The 14,559-nt window shown below is 45.8% G+C and carries 12 protein-coding genes; 4 read left to right on the top strand and 8 right to left on the bottom strand.

Annotated features, from left to right (window positions below):
* Nucleotides 1-132: 132 nt before the first annotated feature.
* The 7 genes from NG78_RS05295 to NG78_RS05325 all read right to left on the bottom strand — a co-directional run bounded on the left by NG78_RS05295 (nucleotide 133) and on the right by NG78_RS05325 (nucleotide 8,567).
* Nucleotides 133-993, bottom strand: coding sequence for an ABC transporter ATP-binding protein (locus NG78_RS05295; RefSeq protein ID WP_004133826.1), 861 nt, complete (start codon nucleotides 991-993; stop codon nucleotides 133-135).
* On the bottom strand, nucleotides 990-3,014 hold the full coding sequence (locus NG78_RS05300) for a dipeptide/oligopeptide/nickel ABC transporter permease/ATP-binding protein (RefSeq protein ID WP_004133825.1): 2,025 nt from the start codon (nucleotides 3,012-3,014) through the stop codon (nucleotides 990-992). The genes NG78_RS05295 and NG78_RS05300 overlap by 4 nt, the downstream gene beginning before the upstream one ends.
* A 1-nt stretch (nucleotide 3,015) precedes the next feature.
* A complete protein-coding gene (locus NG78_RS05305) occupies nucleotides 3,016-3,921 on the bottom strand; it encodes an ABC transporter permease (RefSeq protein WP_004133824.1) in 906 nt (301 codons plus the stop codon).
* Between the two features lie 198 nt (nucleotides 3,922-4,119).
* Nucleotides 4,120-5,682 (bottom strand): ABC transporter substrate-binding protein, encoded by a 1,563-nt coding sequence (locus NG78_RS05310; RefSeq protein ID WP_004133823.1) that lies wholly within the window; start codon nucleotides 5,680-5,682, stop codon nucleotides 4,120-4,122.
* A 165-nt stretch (nucleotides 5,683-5,847) separates the two neighbouring features.
* Nucleotides 5,848-6,516: an N-acetylmannosamine-6-phosphate 2-epimerase gene (locus NG78_RS05315; protein WP_004133822.1), complete on the bottom strand. Its 669-nt coding sequence runs from the start codon at nucleotides 6,514-6,516 to the stop codon at nucleotides 5,848-5,850.
* A gap of 25 nt (nucleotides 6,517-6,541) precedes the next feature.
* On the bottom strand, nucleotides 6,542-7,582 hold the full coding sequence (locus NG78_RS05320; protein ID WP_004133818.1) for an ROK family protein: 1,041 nt from the start codon (nucleotides 7,580-7,582) through the stop codon (nucleotides 6,542-6,544).
* Nucleotides 7,583-7,634: 52 nt separating this feature from the next.
* Complete coding sequence (locus NG78_RS05325) at nucleotides 7,635-8,567, bottom strand: DUF4862 family protein (RefSeq protein WP_004133817.1); 933 nt, start codon at nucleotides 8,565-8,567, stop codon at nucleotides 7,635-7,637.
* A gap of 307 nt (nucleotides 8,568-8,874) precedes the next feature.
* Between NG78_RS05325 and NG78_RS05330 the strand changes: the two genes are divergently transcribed.
* From NG78_RS05330 to NG78_RS05345, 4 genes are all read left to right on the top strand, one after another.
* The gene (locus tag NG78_RS05330) at nucleotides 8,875-9,645 is read left to right on the top strand and encodes an alpha/beta hydrolase (protein WP_050543412.1); all 771 of its coding nucleotides are present in this window, start codon (nucleotides 8,875-8,877) and stop codon (nucleotides 9,643-9,645) included.
* A gap of 63 nt (nucleotides 9,646-9,708) precedes the next feature.
* The gene (locus NG78_RS05335) at nucleotides 9,709-10,173 is read left to right on the top strand and encodes a nucleoside deaminase (RefSeq protein WP_004133806.1); all 465 of its coding nucleotides are present in this window, start codon (nucleotides 9,709-9,711) and stop codon (nucleotides 10,171-10,173) included.
* 208 nt (nucleotides 10,174-10,381) lie between these two features.
* Entirely contained in the window at nucleotides 10,382-11,350 is a 969-nt protein-coding gene (locus tag NG78_RS05340; protein ID WP_004133803.1) for a ketopantoate reductase family protein, read from the top strand.
* Between the two features lie 205 nt (nucleotides 11,351-11,555).
* Complete coding sequence (locus tag NG78_RS05345; protein ID WP_004133801.1) at nucleotides 11,556-13,499, top strand: alpha-glucosidase; 1,944 nt, start codon at nucleotides 11,556-11,558, stop codon at nucleotides 13,497-13,499.
* Here NG78_RS05345 and NG78_RS05350 read toward each other — a convergent pair whose 3' ends face one another.
* Nucleotides 13,500-14,294, bottom strand: a complete 795-nt coding sequence (locus NG78_RS05350) for an SIR2 family NAD-dependent protein deacylase (RefSeq protein WP_032837673.1) — start codon at nucleotides 14,292-14,294, stop codon at nucleotides 13,500-13,502.
* Nucleotides 14,295-14,559: the final 265 nt, after the last annotated feature.

The following is a 14,559-nucleotide window of genomic DNA, read 5'->3' as shown; positions in this document are numbered from 1 at the left end:
ATTTCGAATTTAAAATTTTTGTTTAATATTTTGTTTTCGTAATTTAGTTGAGTGAGATGGGCGGCTCGCTTGAATTTTGTTGTGAGGGATAGTGAACCGCCCAAGATTTTGTGTGGATTTATTTAACGCACCTTACTTGCACTCTTCTTCCGTTGGGTGCAACAGCGACGGTGCCGCTCCCATCAGAATCTTCGTGTAATCATTTTGAGGATTGTTAATAACCTGATGCGTTTCGCCTCGCTCAACAATCGTTCCGTGATTCATAACAACGACTTCGTCGGATATGTAGCGGATTGTTTGAATATCGTGGCTAATAAACACCATGGAAAGATTCAGCCTCTTCTTTAAGTCGGAAAGAAGATTCAAAATCTGAGCACGCACAGAAACATCCAAAGCAGAAGTTGGCTCATCTGCGATTATTGCATCTGGATTAAGCGAAAGCGCACGAGCGATTGCCACACGCTGACGCTGGCCGCCAGAAAGCTGACCTGGCAAAGCGCCAAGAACAGAGTGAGGCAAACCAACCATTCGGATTAGCTCCTTGGCTCTAGCATCGCGCTCAGCTTTGCTTCCAATCTTGTGCACAACAAGCGGGTCAATCAGCTGATCAATCACACTCATACGAGCATTCAAAGCCATTGCTGGATCCTGGAACACAACGGAAACCACGCGTCCAATATCCATGCGCTCTTTTGCGGTTCGGTGCGTAACGTCTTGCCCTTTAAACAAAACCTTGCCGCTCGTAACCTGCTGGAGTCCGCACATAATGTTTGCAGTAGTAGACTTTCCGCAACCAGATTCACCAACAATACCAATCGTTTTGCCTGGCATAAGCTTAAGATTTACCTTGTTTACGGCTGTAATCTTGTTCTTATGGAATAAGCCAGATCCTGCTCGAGTAGTGAACACCACTTCGGCGTCGCGCAGCTCGATGATTGGAACATCGCCATTTTCGTTCTGTACTTTGTTTGTTTCGTTAACATTCATGTTCATCGCACATCTCCTTGATCGGAGGCGGTCAAAATTGCGGAAGGTGCATCCGATTCAGGCTCTGGAGGCGCGGCGTAGAAGTGCCACGTTCCTGGAATGCGCTTCATTACTGGGCGCACGTCTAGTCCTTGATCTGGATGAGAAGAGCGAGGAGCGAATCGATCTCCCTTAGGGAAGTCGGATGGGCTTGGAACCGTTCCTGGAACCTGGTGCAATCTTGGAGCACCAGCCTCAATGGAGGTTACGGAGCCAAGCAAACCACGCGTATACTCGTGATGCGGGTCGGTTAGGATTTCCTTAGTGGAGCCTTGCTCAACAACCTGGCCTGCGTACATTACGGTAATCGAGTGCGCAACCTTGGCAACAAGAGCCAAATCGTGGCTTACAAACACCATTGCAAATCCAAGCTTTTCGCGCAATTCGTTAAGAAGGTCAATCACCTGCTTTTGAACAGTAACGTCCAAAGCGGTTGTTGGCTCATCTGCGATTATCAACTTTGGATCTCGCGTAAGTGCCATTGCAATCAACACGCGCTGACGCTGGCCGCCAGAAAGCTCGTGCGGGTAGGATTCAAGCGTGCGCTTTGGATCCAAGCCTACAAGCTCCAACAACTCTTCGGCGCTACGAGTGCCACCTCTAGAAGTTAGCTGCTTCATCTGCGTTTTAATCAGCATTGATGGGTTTAAGGAAGACAAAGCATCTTGGTAAACCATTGCAATCTCGTGGCCGCGCAAAGCATTGTGCTCCTTTGGGCTAAGCTTTACAAGATCCTTGCCATTAAACAGGATTTGTCCGCTAATCTTAGCTTTTGGATCAAGCAAGCCCATAATCGCCAGCGAAGTGATTGACTTACCGCAACCAGATTCACCAACCAAGCCCATTGTCTCGCCTGGGCGAACAGAGAAGCTCAAGTGGTCTACAACATTTACGCTGCCGTAGCGTGGGAACTGAATGCACAAGTCTTTAACCTCAATAACTGGAGGCTCTGTAGACGTTGGCTGCAAACGATCCGTGCGCTTTAGTTCAGCTTCGCGAAGTTTCGCAAGAGATTCAACCAAAGCTGCGTGCTGCTCTTTGTATGCTGCAACTGGGTCAGTAAGAATCCTGTCTTCCTTACGAGCTGCATCAGCGTCGGCTGCAGTCTTAGAAACTGGAGCGGTTGGTGCCGCAACCATTGCGTCAGTAATTCCTTCAGAAAGAATGTTCAAGCACAGAACGGTAATCATAATCGCAAGGCCTGGGAACAATGCCTGCCACCAGTATCCAAAGATAACGCCCGCTTTTGCGGAAGACAAAATGTTGCCCCAAGTTGGAGTTGGCTCTGGAATACCTGCGTTAATGAAGCTAAGCGAGGCTTCGAAAACGATTGCGTCTGCAACACAAAGCGTCGTGAACACCATAACTGGAGCTGCAATATTTCGGGTTACATGCTTGAGTAAAATCCATGGTGCTCGAGCGCCAGAAACGATTACTGCTCGTACGTAGTCTTTTCCATATTCGCTTATAATATTTGCTCGCACAATTCTTGCGATTTGTGGAACGTAAAGCACGCCGATAGAAATGATGATGCCAATCATGGATTGTCCAAGAATTGCAAGGCATACGGCCGCTAATGCGATTCCTGGAATGGACATTACAATATCAATCAATCGCATTATAAGCTCAGCAATCCAGGTGCGGCTTACTGCTGCGATTGAGCCGATAATAGCTCCCATAACCAGTGCGAAAAGCACAGATGACAAGCCAATCACAAGCGAATAGCGCGCGCCGTACATAACCCTAGAGAACACGTCTCGGCCAAGGTTATCGGTACCAAACCAATGCGCACCTGTTGGAGCTTGATAGTTTTGCGTAATCTTTACTGGATCGCACGGAGCTATAAATCGCGCGAAAATAGCGCAAAATGCTAGAAGCGCAATCACAATGAACGCAATTCTGGAGCCTAAGCTCATTTTGTTAAATCTATTAAACTTGATGCCTGGCTTTGATGCGGCATCTACTACCTGATTCTTTCCAAATAGCATGTCACACCGTCCTAATCCTTGGGTTGATTAATACGTAGAGCAAATCAACAATGATGTTTATGAAGATGAATGCGATTGCAACAACCAGTACAACGCCTTGCACAAGCATTGGCTGGTTGCCGTTAATGCCATCGAACATTGCCGTGCCCATTCCTGGCAGAGCAAAAATAACCTCAATAACGATTGCGCCACCCATAAGGTAACCAATCTTCATGCCCAAAGTTGTAATTGGGGTGATTAGGGCGTTGCGGAATACGTTTCTAGCAACTACTACGCTTTTTGGAATTCCTGCGCCGATTGCGGTTCGTACGTAATCTTTATCCAATTCTTCTACCATTGAGGTTCGTATGATTCGCGTAAGCTGGCCGGCTACTGGAAGTCCTAGTGCGAAGCAAGGCATTGCCATTCTTGCCATGTATGCTTCTGGATCTTCAAAGAACGGCACAAAATCGCCGGAACCTGGGAGCCAAGCTAGCTTAATTTGAAGAACGTAAATCAAAAGAACACCAAGCCAGAAGGATGGGGTTGCAATTGCAATAATCGAAAGAATTCGAACTGTTTGGTCAACCCAAGTATCGCGGTAAAGTGCTGCAAAAACGCCAAACACTACTGCAAAAATTATTGCAATTAATAAGCCGATGAAAGTTAGCTGCAGAGTGATTGGGAATGCTTCTGCAACGCGTTCTGCTACGGAGTCTTTATTTACGCCGTAAACACCCATGTTTCCTTGGAAAAGACCAAGAATGTAGGATCCGAACTGTTCCCACCACGGGCGGTCGTAGCCCATTTCGTGGCGGAAAGCTGCAAGCGCTGCCGGAGACGAGTTTTCGCCTAAAGCTGCAACTGCTGGATCATATTTTGAAAATGACATAAGGAAGAATACGAGGAACGTAACGCCGAATGCCATGAACGGCAGGGCAATTAGTCGCCTACCTAAAAGTCTAAGAAAATTACTCATAAAACATCCACACATCCATTGAAGAAATTGTTATTTTTATAACAAAACCGGCCCGTCTGCACAGAAGCGAGAAAGGTAAACAGTTGGGCCGGTTTTGCGGTTAGAGGTTAGGGGATTGACGTTTATTTAATACTTCTGGTTCTGCACCTACTTTGTAAGCTTTGCTTTTACAAGGTTGATGCCGGTAGAGCCGATTGCATTCCACTCTGCCAAAGAGCCTTTCTTTACGGCAGTCGTAGTCTTGCGGTGGAAGAGTGGGTACAGAGGAACTTCGTCGCTAATCAAGTCGAAGCACTGGTTCCAATACTTTTGGCGCTCGGCTGGTGTGCTAGCTGCCAAAGCCTTGTCCATAAGATTGTGAAGTTTTGTGTATCCTTCGGAAGTCTTCCAGAATGTGCGCTGACGGGTCCAAGCGTTGTCTCCGTACCACCAGCTCATCAACAAATCTGGGTCGTTTCCGAATACGGATGGGTCGCCTGGTGCCAAAACCATCGAGTAGTTTGCGTCGTCGCGATCGGTGATTGATGGGTAAAGTGCGGAAGACTTCATAGACTGAATGTCTACTTCCATACCTATTTCAGCGAGATCGTTCTTGATTTGCGGAGCGAGCTGGGTGATCCAAGTGTGGTCGGTTGTGTAAAGGGTGAACTTGATAGGTCCTTTTACGCCGGCTTCCTTGAGTAAGCTCTTTGCTTTGTCGATGTTCTTGGTGTATACGTTCTTTGCCTTATGGTAGTTTGCGTAATTCTTCGGCAAGAAGCTTGTTGCAGGATCGCCTTGACCGCTCATTTGGTTTGCTATGAGCTTGTTTACGTCGATTGCGTAGAGTACAGCTTGGCGCACGCGCTTGTCGTCGAATGGCTTCTGCTTCGTGTTGAACATAACGAATGGGAGAGTGAAGCCCTGAGCGGTTTTAAGTTCAGAACCGGAGGACTTCAAAGTATTGAAGGCTTGTGCTGGAACCATTTCCATTACGTCTGTTTTGCCGCCTTGCATAGCAGTTACGCGAGCGGTATCGTCAACGGTTATGTTCCAAACCATGTTCTTGGTTTGTGCCTTGTACTTGCCGTTGTACAAATCGTTGCGCTCAAACTTTACTTGGTTATCGGTGATTGATACGTACTTCCATGGGCCGGATCCGATTGGCTGATTCTTTAAGTCTGCATCCGACTTTGCGGTTGGAACAATTTGAATCAAAGCGAGACGCTGCTTGAACAGTGGGAAGGCTTTCTTTAGCTTAAAGATTACGTGACGATTGTCTTTTGCTTCTACGGAATCAATGAAGTCGAGCATTGATATGTAGAGGCTTCCTTGCGCGGTTGTGCGCTTGAATGAGGATACTACGTCGTTTGCAGTTACTTCTGTTCCGTCCGAGAACTTAGCGGCATCGCGAATGGTTACTTCGTACTCGGTGTCGGAAATCTTCTTTGGTTCTCCTTTTGCAAGTGCGTTGAAAACTTTAAAGTTGCTGTAGTCAAGAGCGTAAAGTGGCTCCGTAACATGCCAGTTTGCTGCCATTGGCAACGCGCCAGAGGTTGTAGATGGTGCGAAATCGCGGCTTGCGTACGCAACTTGAGCTGTAATCGTATCTTTTACAGCAGTATGTGCTTTTGCTGACTTATTTTTTGCTCCACCGCAGCCAGATAGCATAACTAATGCGGCTAGGCCTGCAGCTATTGCAGTGGTTAGCTTTGAGCTAATCCGTTTCATGTTTTCTCCTCACCGTTGAGTTTGTTGATTCACATTTCATCTTTGAATGTGAATAGTTTTCAATTATGCGCTCGTGTGATTTTCACGTTACTTTAAACATAAGAGGTCTGATGTCTGATGTCAAGTTGTGCGTGTGTCGAGATTGTGAAAATTCTTTTATTCTTTTTAAAGCTTTGCTGCAAACCAACGCGTAATTGACGTTGGATGCGTAATTGCCGTCCCAACAACTGCAGCCCACGCGCCCATTTGCATAACCTCATGCAATTGCTCAGGGGTGTGAATACGCCCCTCACAAATAATAGGGTAATTTGGGAAAGCTTGCAAAATCTGGCCTAAAAGTTCAAAATCAGGCCCGTCTGTTTTCGGTCTTCCTGGAGAAGTACCAGCCAAAGTAGTAGATATAATATCCGTTCCACAATCCGCAGCGCGTTTAGCGTCATCGAAGTTTCCGCAATCAGCCATAACTACTATGCCCTCATTGTGCAAAGCGCTAACAGTCTGCTCGTAAGTAAGCCCGTCTGGACGCGGCCTATCAGTTGCGTCAATCGCAATAATATCTGCTCCAGACGCCGCACAGCAGCGCGCATGACGCAAAGTAGGTGTTATATAAACTCCATCGTGGCCATCTTTCCAAATGCCGATTACAGGAACGTCAACTTGACCTTTAATCGCGGAAATATCCGACAATCCTTGGCATCTAATTCCAATAGCGCCGCCTTCTACGGCAGCCATTGCCATTTGTGCCATTGTTTCCGGGTGCCTAAGCGGCTCCCCAGGGTAAGCTTGGCAGCTAACAATTAAGCCGCCCTTAATTTTTTCAACTACAGAATTCATAGTTTTTCTCCTTTTTAAAAATATTTCAAATTTGAGAAGCTGTAAAAGCGGCGAAAGCAGCACCAATAAGCGGAGCTGTGCCACCAAGCTTTCCCTTAAAAATCGGCGTGCTTTTAACCAAATCTAAAGCAGAATCTTCAAATCCAGCTCGCATTGAATCCCACCAAATATTTCCTGCTTCTACAACAGACCCCGAAAGCACAATAACATCCGGGTCTATAAGATTCGCCATTCCAGCTATGCATTCTCCTAATGCTTTTGCGCTTTTAGCAAGCGTTTCTTTAGCGTGCGGTTGACCTTCGTTTGCGTAAACACATACTTCGTACCCGTTTTCTGCTTTTTGAACACCTGCAGGCAAATTATGGTTGTATAAAGTTGCAAGACCAGTTCCGGACGCAACTGGCTCAATATGCCCAGCGTGCGTTCCGCAAGAGCATTCGAATCCAACTCCCAAATCGCTAACAACGTGACCGGCGTGACCGGCAACTGAGTGTGCTCCAGTAAAAAGTTTGCCGTTTATAATAATTGCGCCGCCGACGCCGGTTCCTATTCCAACGGAAAGTACGATTGATTTTCCGCGCCCAGCTCCGTAAATAGCTTCCCCTAGTCCGTGTCCGCCAACGTCTCCAATCATATAAACTGGCAAATCAGTTATGCTTTTAAACGCGTCGTAAATTCGCTGTCCGCGCCAACCGGGAAGAATGTCTGTTGCTGCAACTATTTCGCCAGTTTTACTATTCGGCACTCCTGCGGCTGCGATTCCGATTCCGCTAATGGTTTTGCCATTTTTTTGCGCTTTTTCCAGGATTTGTTTCGCTAGTTCTACTAAACGATTTTTTATGCTTTCGCCGCCTTTTGACGCTTCGGTTGGTATTGAACCGTATTCTTGCACGGACGGAATAACGCAACCTGCAGCATCTGCAATATTTGCCGTTGCTGTATCAGCCGCATCTGCAATATTTTTGCTGCATGCCGACTCCGGTAATGTAACCAATCCGTAAGATATTTTTGTTCCGCCTATGTCAAAAGCAAGATATGTAGAGCGAGAATCTTTTATTTCGTTCATAAGTCACATCCGTAGAAATATATTTTATTTGCTGATTGATTGAGTTTTTAATTCACGCAATTTGTGTTGCGTTTACAGCTTCGTAAATATGCTTTAAATAGTTCAAGCGTTCTGGAACGCTGGAATCTTGCGGTACGCATACTTTTGCACCCAAATAGTCGATTAAATAATCGTCTTTTAAAGCTTCGCGCGCAGTTTCCTGAATTTCTGCAAGAGTCATTAAGGACGTTGGCTCGTCTGGAGCCATAGGCAAGTGTCCATCAATCCATTCGTACCCGTATTGCGTAGCTTCTGGGCCTGCTCCCGAAAACATTACTCCCTTAAGCACTCCAGCTTTTCTTGCTTCGCGTACGTGATTTATAGCGGCTTTAGCATTGCGTTCTTCAACAACGCTACGACCCCAATTAATTGTGATTCCAATTCCTGCATCTTTTGCAATTTGAATTTCGTCTTCGAGCGGAAGGAAGCCTTTTTCTGGATTTTGCCCTTCAATATACCTGTCGCAATGTTCTATTACGAGCTTTGTTCCAAGCCAATCTAATTGCGCGAGCTCGTCTAGTGACTTTTTCATTGCGTCCGCGCGCGCTATTCGAGTTGGTGCCGTGTGTATTTCAATATGCGAAATATCGCAGCTGTTTCGAAGGTTTGCAAAATCAGCTATTGCGTTACGAATATTTTTGAAGAAGTCGATTGCGCGAAGTCGCCCTTCTTCGCTCGGGCTTGCTAAGCCAAATTCTGGATCGGGATCAAAATTTATATGCCGCATTGTTCCGGGAATTGCGGTTATTGTGTTTTTGTGCCAGTTTGATGGTATTGCGTTTGCTAGCCATTCTCGGGTTTGCGAATCTGCTAAATCACCCGGGTATGGGATTTCTGTTCCGGCAACCCAGTTTTGACTTCCGAGTAAATCGTAGTATTGTTGTTGTTCTTCGCGTGATTTTGGCAGTGACGCGTACGCGCCTACAACGAATTCAGTTTTCAGCATGATATCCTCCTTGAAATCGCGGCTGAATTGGCTTTCTTTGTATGTTACAGTAAGCACGTTACAATTCGTCAGACGTCTGATAAATTATCAAATCGTACTAAATTTGCGATACTCTGCTTTTTAATTCGAAAGTTACTAAAATCAAAATATTCATTCTTTAAATTTCTATTAATTAATTTTTATTAATTAATTTTTATATGTGTATGCTGTAAATGAGAAAATCATAATGATTTGATACAAAATATTTATTAAAATAAAGATTTGTAACGTAACAATTTATACAAGCGGCGGTGAGGCAATGACTACTATGTCTACTAACGATGAACCAAATCGCAATAATGCGCAAATCAATTCTTACGAACCGCATATTGGCCGCGAATCTCACGTAGTGCCGGGTCGTTTTGGAGAGCCGCTAAAAGTAACTCACGCACAATATTCACAAGGTAATGCTGCTGCGCACCCAACGCATCCGTTGCTGCTGTTCTTGCACGGATGGGGTTCTAACGAAGAAGATTTACTAGATTTATTGCGAATAGTAGCTCCGTATAATGATGCGATTTCATTACGTGCTCCGCTTAAACTTGCGCAAGGTGCGTACAGTTGGTTTCATGATGCTGTGCCGCAGCGAGAAGATTTAGATTATGACATGTATGCTGCTGCAGTCGCAATAGACGAGTGGGTGTGCGCGAATATTCCCGAAAATCGAGATGTTGTTCCATTCGGATTTTCTCAGGGAGCAGCGCTCGCAGTTCATTTATTGCGCTTGAATCCTGCACGTTATCGCGCATCCGTTGCGCTTTCCGGATTTATAGCTCCTAACGTTCCTGCCTCTGCAGACGAAATTGCTTTAAAAGATGACGATTTAGCTGAGCACAATACGCCTGTATTTTTCGGCTACGGTTTAGAAGATGCCGTGATTCCGCCTTACGAATTTTCTGCAGCTGCCGCTTGGCTTGAGGAGCACACATGGTTGGAAGAAAAGCGCTACAAAGGCCTTGATCACGCTGTGCATATGGAAGAACTTGGGGATATTCGAAAGTGGTTCATGTTGCACGATATTACGTCGGGACTTCTGTAGCAGTTGCGATTTGTGAGTTGATTGTGTGAGTTGATTGTGTAGTTGATTGTGTGAGCCGATTTTATGAACAAAAATGATGATTCCGTTACTTACGTAATGAAGGAAGCGTTGCGGTTGGCGGTCGAAGCGGCTAAAGCTGGAGAAGTTCCAGTTGGTGCAGTTGTGCTTGATGGTGACGGAAATATTATTGGCCGCGGCGCAAACTTGCGCGAGGAAATGCATGATCCTTTAGCACATGCAGAAGTGCTCGCTATGAAATCTGCTGCTTCTTCGCGCAAATCTTGGAATTTATCTGACTGCACTTTGGTAGTAACTCTTGAACCTTGCCCTATGTGCGCTGGAGCAATCTTACAAACTAGACTTCGTCGCGTAATGTTTGGTGCTTGGGATGCAAAGTTGGGTGCGTGCGGATCTGTATGGGATATTTTACGAGACCCACACGTGGGATCTTATCCGGAAGTTATTGGTTCGGTTTGTGAATCTGAATGTGCACAAGTTTTGCGAAACTTTTTTGAAAATCACCGTTAAAACGGAATAATTTTTTAATTAGAAACGCCATAAGAAACGCAATCAGAAAAATTTTTGACAATCTCCGCTAATTGAGTAATATGCTATAAAAACAAAAAGCAATCGTTCTTACTTTTGCTTTTGCAATATTTGTAGTCGCTTCGACGTAATTCCTGTAAAACGCATGAATCTCGCCTAAGCACATTTTTACCTAAAAGGAGGTGTCACTATGAGTGGCATGAAATATGCAATGATCGGTTCGGGAGCTATGGGATATCGCTATGGCGTTTTGTTGCAGGAAACGGCTGGCATTCATGTTGATTTCATTGACGCCTGGGATGAAAATGTGAATAAGGTTCGCGAGCAAGGCGGCGTAATGGTTAGCCGAGACCATGAAAACCGCCATTTAGTGCCGATTAATATGTATACGCCTGAAGATTATGACGGTGATCCAGACGTGTGGATTGTGTTTATGAAGCAAATGCAGCTTGCGGAAATGTTGGAGCGTTGCAAGCATTTGTTCAAAGAGCATCAGGTTGTGTTTGCTGCAATGAACGGCTGGGGACACTTTGAAAAGTTGCAGCAGTACTTCCCGGATGACCATATTTATGGCGGAACTGCAATGATTGCAACCGTTTTGAACGGCCCGGGCGACGTTGATTTTATTGGTAAAGTTGGCGTTGGCACAATGAACATGTGCGCGTTAAACGAGCAGGTGAGTGACGTTGAGCTTGCTATACGAGACGATTTTAAAGCTGCCGGCTTGAACCCTACTATTACGGAAGATTTTAAGGGTACATGCATGGCGAAGGTGGTCTTTAATTCCGTAGTTAACACTTTGTGCACTATGTATCAGATTCAGATGGGTCAGTTTATTTCTTACCCGGGAGCTATGGATATGGCTCGACAGCTTATTAACGAAGCGTACGACGTGTGCGATCGTGCCGGAATTCGTATGGTTAATACGCGTCAGCAGGAGCTGGAGGCTATTGATTACGTAAGTCGTGTGGCAAATCCTTTGCACTATCCTTCTATGTACCAAGATATGAGTCGCGGCCGAAAAACAGAAGTCGATTATATCAACGGTTATATTGCGAAACTTGGTCGCGAAAATGATTACGTTTGCCGCACTCACGAGTTCTTAACTCACGGCGTGCATTTGGCGGAACTTGCATTCAAGCTGCATCATCAGCAGTGATTTGGAGAGCATCCCTATAGATCTTGCAATGAATGAGAAGGAGGCACGGCTCGCGGCTTTTGCTGTGGGCCGCTTTTTTATTAGCTGTGCAATATCTGATATTCTGCTAGAATTTAGAGTCTAAAATCACAAATACTATTAAATATAAAATTATTCGTAATACAAAATAGGCAGTAAAACTTACTTATAAATAAATGGGGAATGTATGACTACTTTTGACAGACCAAACTTGCCGCAATCCGTGCGCACAAACGGCGCTACGCCAAACCCTTGGTGGGCGAATGCAGTTGTGTATCAGATTTATCCGCGAAGCTTCCAAGATACTAACGGTGACGGCATTGGTGATTTGAAGGGAATTACTTCGCGCCTCGATTATTTGGCTGATTTAGGCGTTGACGTGCTTTGGCTCAGCCCTGTTTACAAGTCCCCACAAGACGATAACGGTTACGATATTTCCGATTATCAAGATATTGATCCGCTTTTCGGAACTTTGGAAGATATGGACGAGCTTCTGGCTGGAGCTCACGAGCGCGGGCTTAAAGTTGTGATGGATTTAGTAGTAAATCACACTTCTGACGAGCATGCTTGGTTCCAGGCTTCTAGGGATGCTACTAGTGATTACGCAGATTGGTATTGGTGGAGACCTGCGCGCGAAGGATGCGTTCCTGGTGAGCCGGGCGCGGAGCCAAACAAGTGGGGCTCGTATTTTGGCGGTTCCGCGTGGACGTACGATCCAAAGCGCGGCGAATACTATCTTCACCAGTATTCTCCAAAGCAGCCAGATTTGAATTGGGAAAATCCCGCGGTTCGCGCTGCCGTGTACAAGATGATGAATTGGTGGATGGATCGCGGAATTGACGGCTTCCGTATGGATGTGATTACGCAAATTTCAAAGCATGTTGATTCGGAAGGCCGTTTGCCGGGTGAGGCTGGTTGCAAGATTGAGGATTTGCCAGCCGGAGCCGACGGCTATTCTTCTCCATTCCCGTTCTGCTCGGACGGCCCTCGTTTAGACGAATTCTTGCGCGAGATGCGTGCAGAAGTTTTCGAAGGGCGCGAAGGCTATCTTACTGTTGGCGAAGCTCCGGGAATTTCTCCGCATCGCAACACGTATATTACTGACCCTGATCACAGCGAGCTTGACATGCTATTCCTGTTTAATCACGTGGATATTGATTGCGAAAACGGCACTAAGTGGAATCCTGTGCCGCTAAAGCTTACGGCATTAAAGCGCGTGATGGCTGAGCAGCAGCAAGCGGTAGCGGATGCTGGCTGGGCGAGCCTGTTCTTTAATAATCACGATCAACCGCGTGCGCTTTCTCGCTGGGGAAGTGAGTCTAGCGACGAGATGCGCGTGCGCTCTGCTAAGGCGATTGCAATGCTTCTTCACATGCATCGCGGCACACCTTACGTGTACCAAGGTGAGGAAATTGGTATGACTAACGCGCACTTTACTCGTCTCGAGCAGTATCGCGATTTGGAAGCGTTGAACATGTTTAAGCAGCGAGTGGAAGAAGCGCATATTCAGTCGGCTGAGTCGATGATGAATGCGCTCGCAAAGCGCGGCCGCGATAATTCTCGAACTCCAATGCAGTGGAATGCTTCTAAATATGCGGGATTTATGCCTTTTAATGTCGCATCGAAAAATAATGCGGAGCCGTGGATTAGTGTGAATCCTAATTATGTGGATATTAATGCGGCTGAGCAGATGGAAGATTCTGATTCCGTTTACGCTTTTTATAAGTATTTGATTGCGCTTCGTCATTCGGAGCCGATTGTTTCTGCTGGCTCTTGGAATTTGGTTGATGCGGATGACGAGTGCGTGTACGCTTTTGTGCGCGAGCTTAAATCTGATTGCGGGATGAAGGAAGATTCTACGGAATCTAATGCGGAATCTGCTGCAAATTCTGCGGAATCTAATGCGGAATCTTCTTCAGAATCTACAGAACGCATGCTCGTAATGGTTAATATGACTGATTCAACTGTGCCTATTCCTGCGCAGAGTGCGAAAATGTTGCAAAATCGCGCTTCTGGCAGCTTTACAGAGCATGACGTAATGGTTACAACCTACGACGTAAATCACGCGCTTGCATCGCTTAAAAACGGTACTCTTGCGCCTTGGGAAGGTATCGCTGTTACCTTGCAATAATTACTTTGCAATAGTTTCGTCTACTAATTTTGGCAGAGCTTTCGCAATATCTTCGCGAATAATACGCTCTGCCAAATAATCATATTGTGTAGCGCCCAGGTTCATTATCGTAATCGGTACTCCTGCGCGCGCAGCTAACGGCACAAGGCTGGCAGCTGGAAATACTTCTAACGTTGAGCCAATAACCCATAATTCATCTGCTTTAATAATTGCTTGCGCACTGCGTTCCATAGCGCCTTCGGGAAGTGCTTCTCCAAAATAAACAACGTCTGTTTTTATAAGACCGTTGCAAGGCATATTCCCGCGGTACGGCAGAGCGCGCCTGCAATGCGGATCCGGGTGCTCATCTAAATCTGCCATAATATCGGCAGTTTTATAGCTCGCGTGGCAGCTCATGCAGTGCGATGTTCCAATGCTTCCGTGCAAATTCACTATGATGTCTGGATTATTACCAGCTTTTTCGTGAAGCGCATCAAAATTTTGTGTGGCTATAAGGTCGAGCATGCCTGCCTGCTCGAGTTTTACAAGTGCTTTGTGAGCTGTTCCCGGCTGTGCGTTCCAAACGGGCGACTCTTTTTGCCATCGCCAAGAATATATGCGTTCCTCTTTACTGCTTAAAAATGCGTCTATGTCATAAACGCTCATTTGTTCTGGGTGCTTGGTCCATACGCCGTCTGGACCGCGAAAATCTGGAATGCCCGCGCTGGTAGATATTCCCGCGCCTGTTAGCACAACAATATGATGGTGTGCGTTGTTGTGTGCGTTGTTCTTGCTATTTTTCTCGCTATTTCTCATATACATATATATAGCACGCATATATATATATTGTGTGCACGTATATTGCGAGCATATTGTTTTTGCTGAGTTTTTATTTATTTTGTTTTTGATCTTTTGTGCAACACTCCGTATTTTGGGTATTTTGATTATTTTTTTTGATTATTTTTGCTGCGTATTTGCTGTTGTTTGTGCGATTGCGATTTTTTTGAGCGCTACTGGCGTTGTTTCAACACGCCGATGTTTTGGCTTCGTTTCAACGGTTTTGGCTTGTTGGCATGTGTGT

The organism is Gardnerella greenwoodii 00703Dmash (assembly GCF_000263635.1).
Classification (GTDB): domain Bacteria; phylum Actinomycetota; class Actinomycetes; order Actinomycetales; family Bifidobacteriaceae; genus Bifidobacterium; species Bifidobacterium greenwoodii.
Note: the sequence above shows the minus strand (reverse complement) of the source record. Positions and strands in the feature narration are given on the sequence as shown.

Bases quoted from the DNA above. Each gene is read 5' to 3' on its own strand.
- NG78_RS05335 (WP_004133806.1), top strand. From the start codon at position 9,709: ATGAACAAAAATGATGATTCCGTTACTTACGTAATGAAGGAAGCGTTG.
- NG78_RS05345 (WP_004133801.1), top strand. From the start codon at position 11,556: ATGACTACTTTTGACAGACCAAACTTGCCGCAATCCGTGCGCACAAAC.
- NG78_RS05305 (WP_004133824.1), bottom strand. From the start codon at position 3,921: ATGGCATTCGGCGTTACGTTCCTCGTATTCTTCCTTATGTCATTTTCA.
- NG78_RS05350 (WP_032837673.1), bottom strand. From the start codon at position 14,294: ATGAGAAATAGCGAGAAAAATAGCAAGAACAACGCACACAACAACGCA.
- NG78_RS05315 (WP_004133822.1), bottom strand. From the start codon at position 6,516: ATGAATTCTGTAGTTGAAAAAATTAAGGGCGGCTTAATTGTTAGCTGC.
- NG78_RS05310 (WP_004133823.1), bottom strand. From the start codon at position 5,682: ATGAAACGGATTAGCTCAAAGCTAACCACTGCAATAGCTGCAGGCCTA.
- NG78_RS05330 (WP_050543412.1), top strand. From the start codon at position 8,875: ATGTCTACTAACGATGAACCAAATCGCAATAATGCGCAAATCAATTCT.
- NG78_RS05320 (WP_004133818.1), bottom strand. From the start codon at position 7,582: ATGAACGAAATAAAAGATTCTCGCTCTACATATCTTGCTTTTGACATA.
- NG78_RS05325 (WP_004133817.1), bottom strand. From the start codon at position 8,567: ATGCTGAAAACTGAATTCGTTGTAGGCGCGTACGCGTCACTGCCAAAA.
- NG78_RS05295 (WP_004133826.1), bottom strand. From the start codon at position 993: ATGAACATGAATGTTAACGAAACAAACAAAGTACAGAACGAAAATGGC.
- NG78_RS05340 (WP_004133803.1), top strand. From the start codon at position 10,382: ATGAGTGGCATGAAATATGCAATGATCGGTTCGGGAGCTATGGGATAT.
- NG78_RS05300 (WP_004133825.1), bottom strand. From the start codon at position 3,014: ATGCTATTTGGAAAGAATCAGGTAGTAGATGCCGCATCAAAGCCAGGC.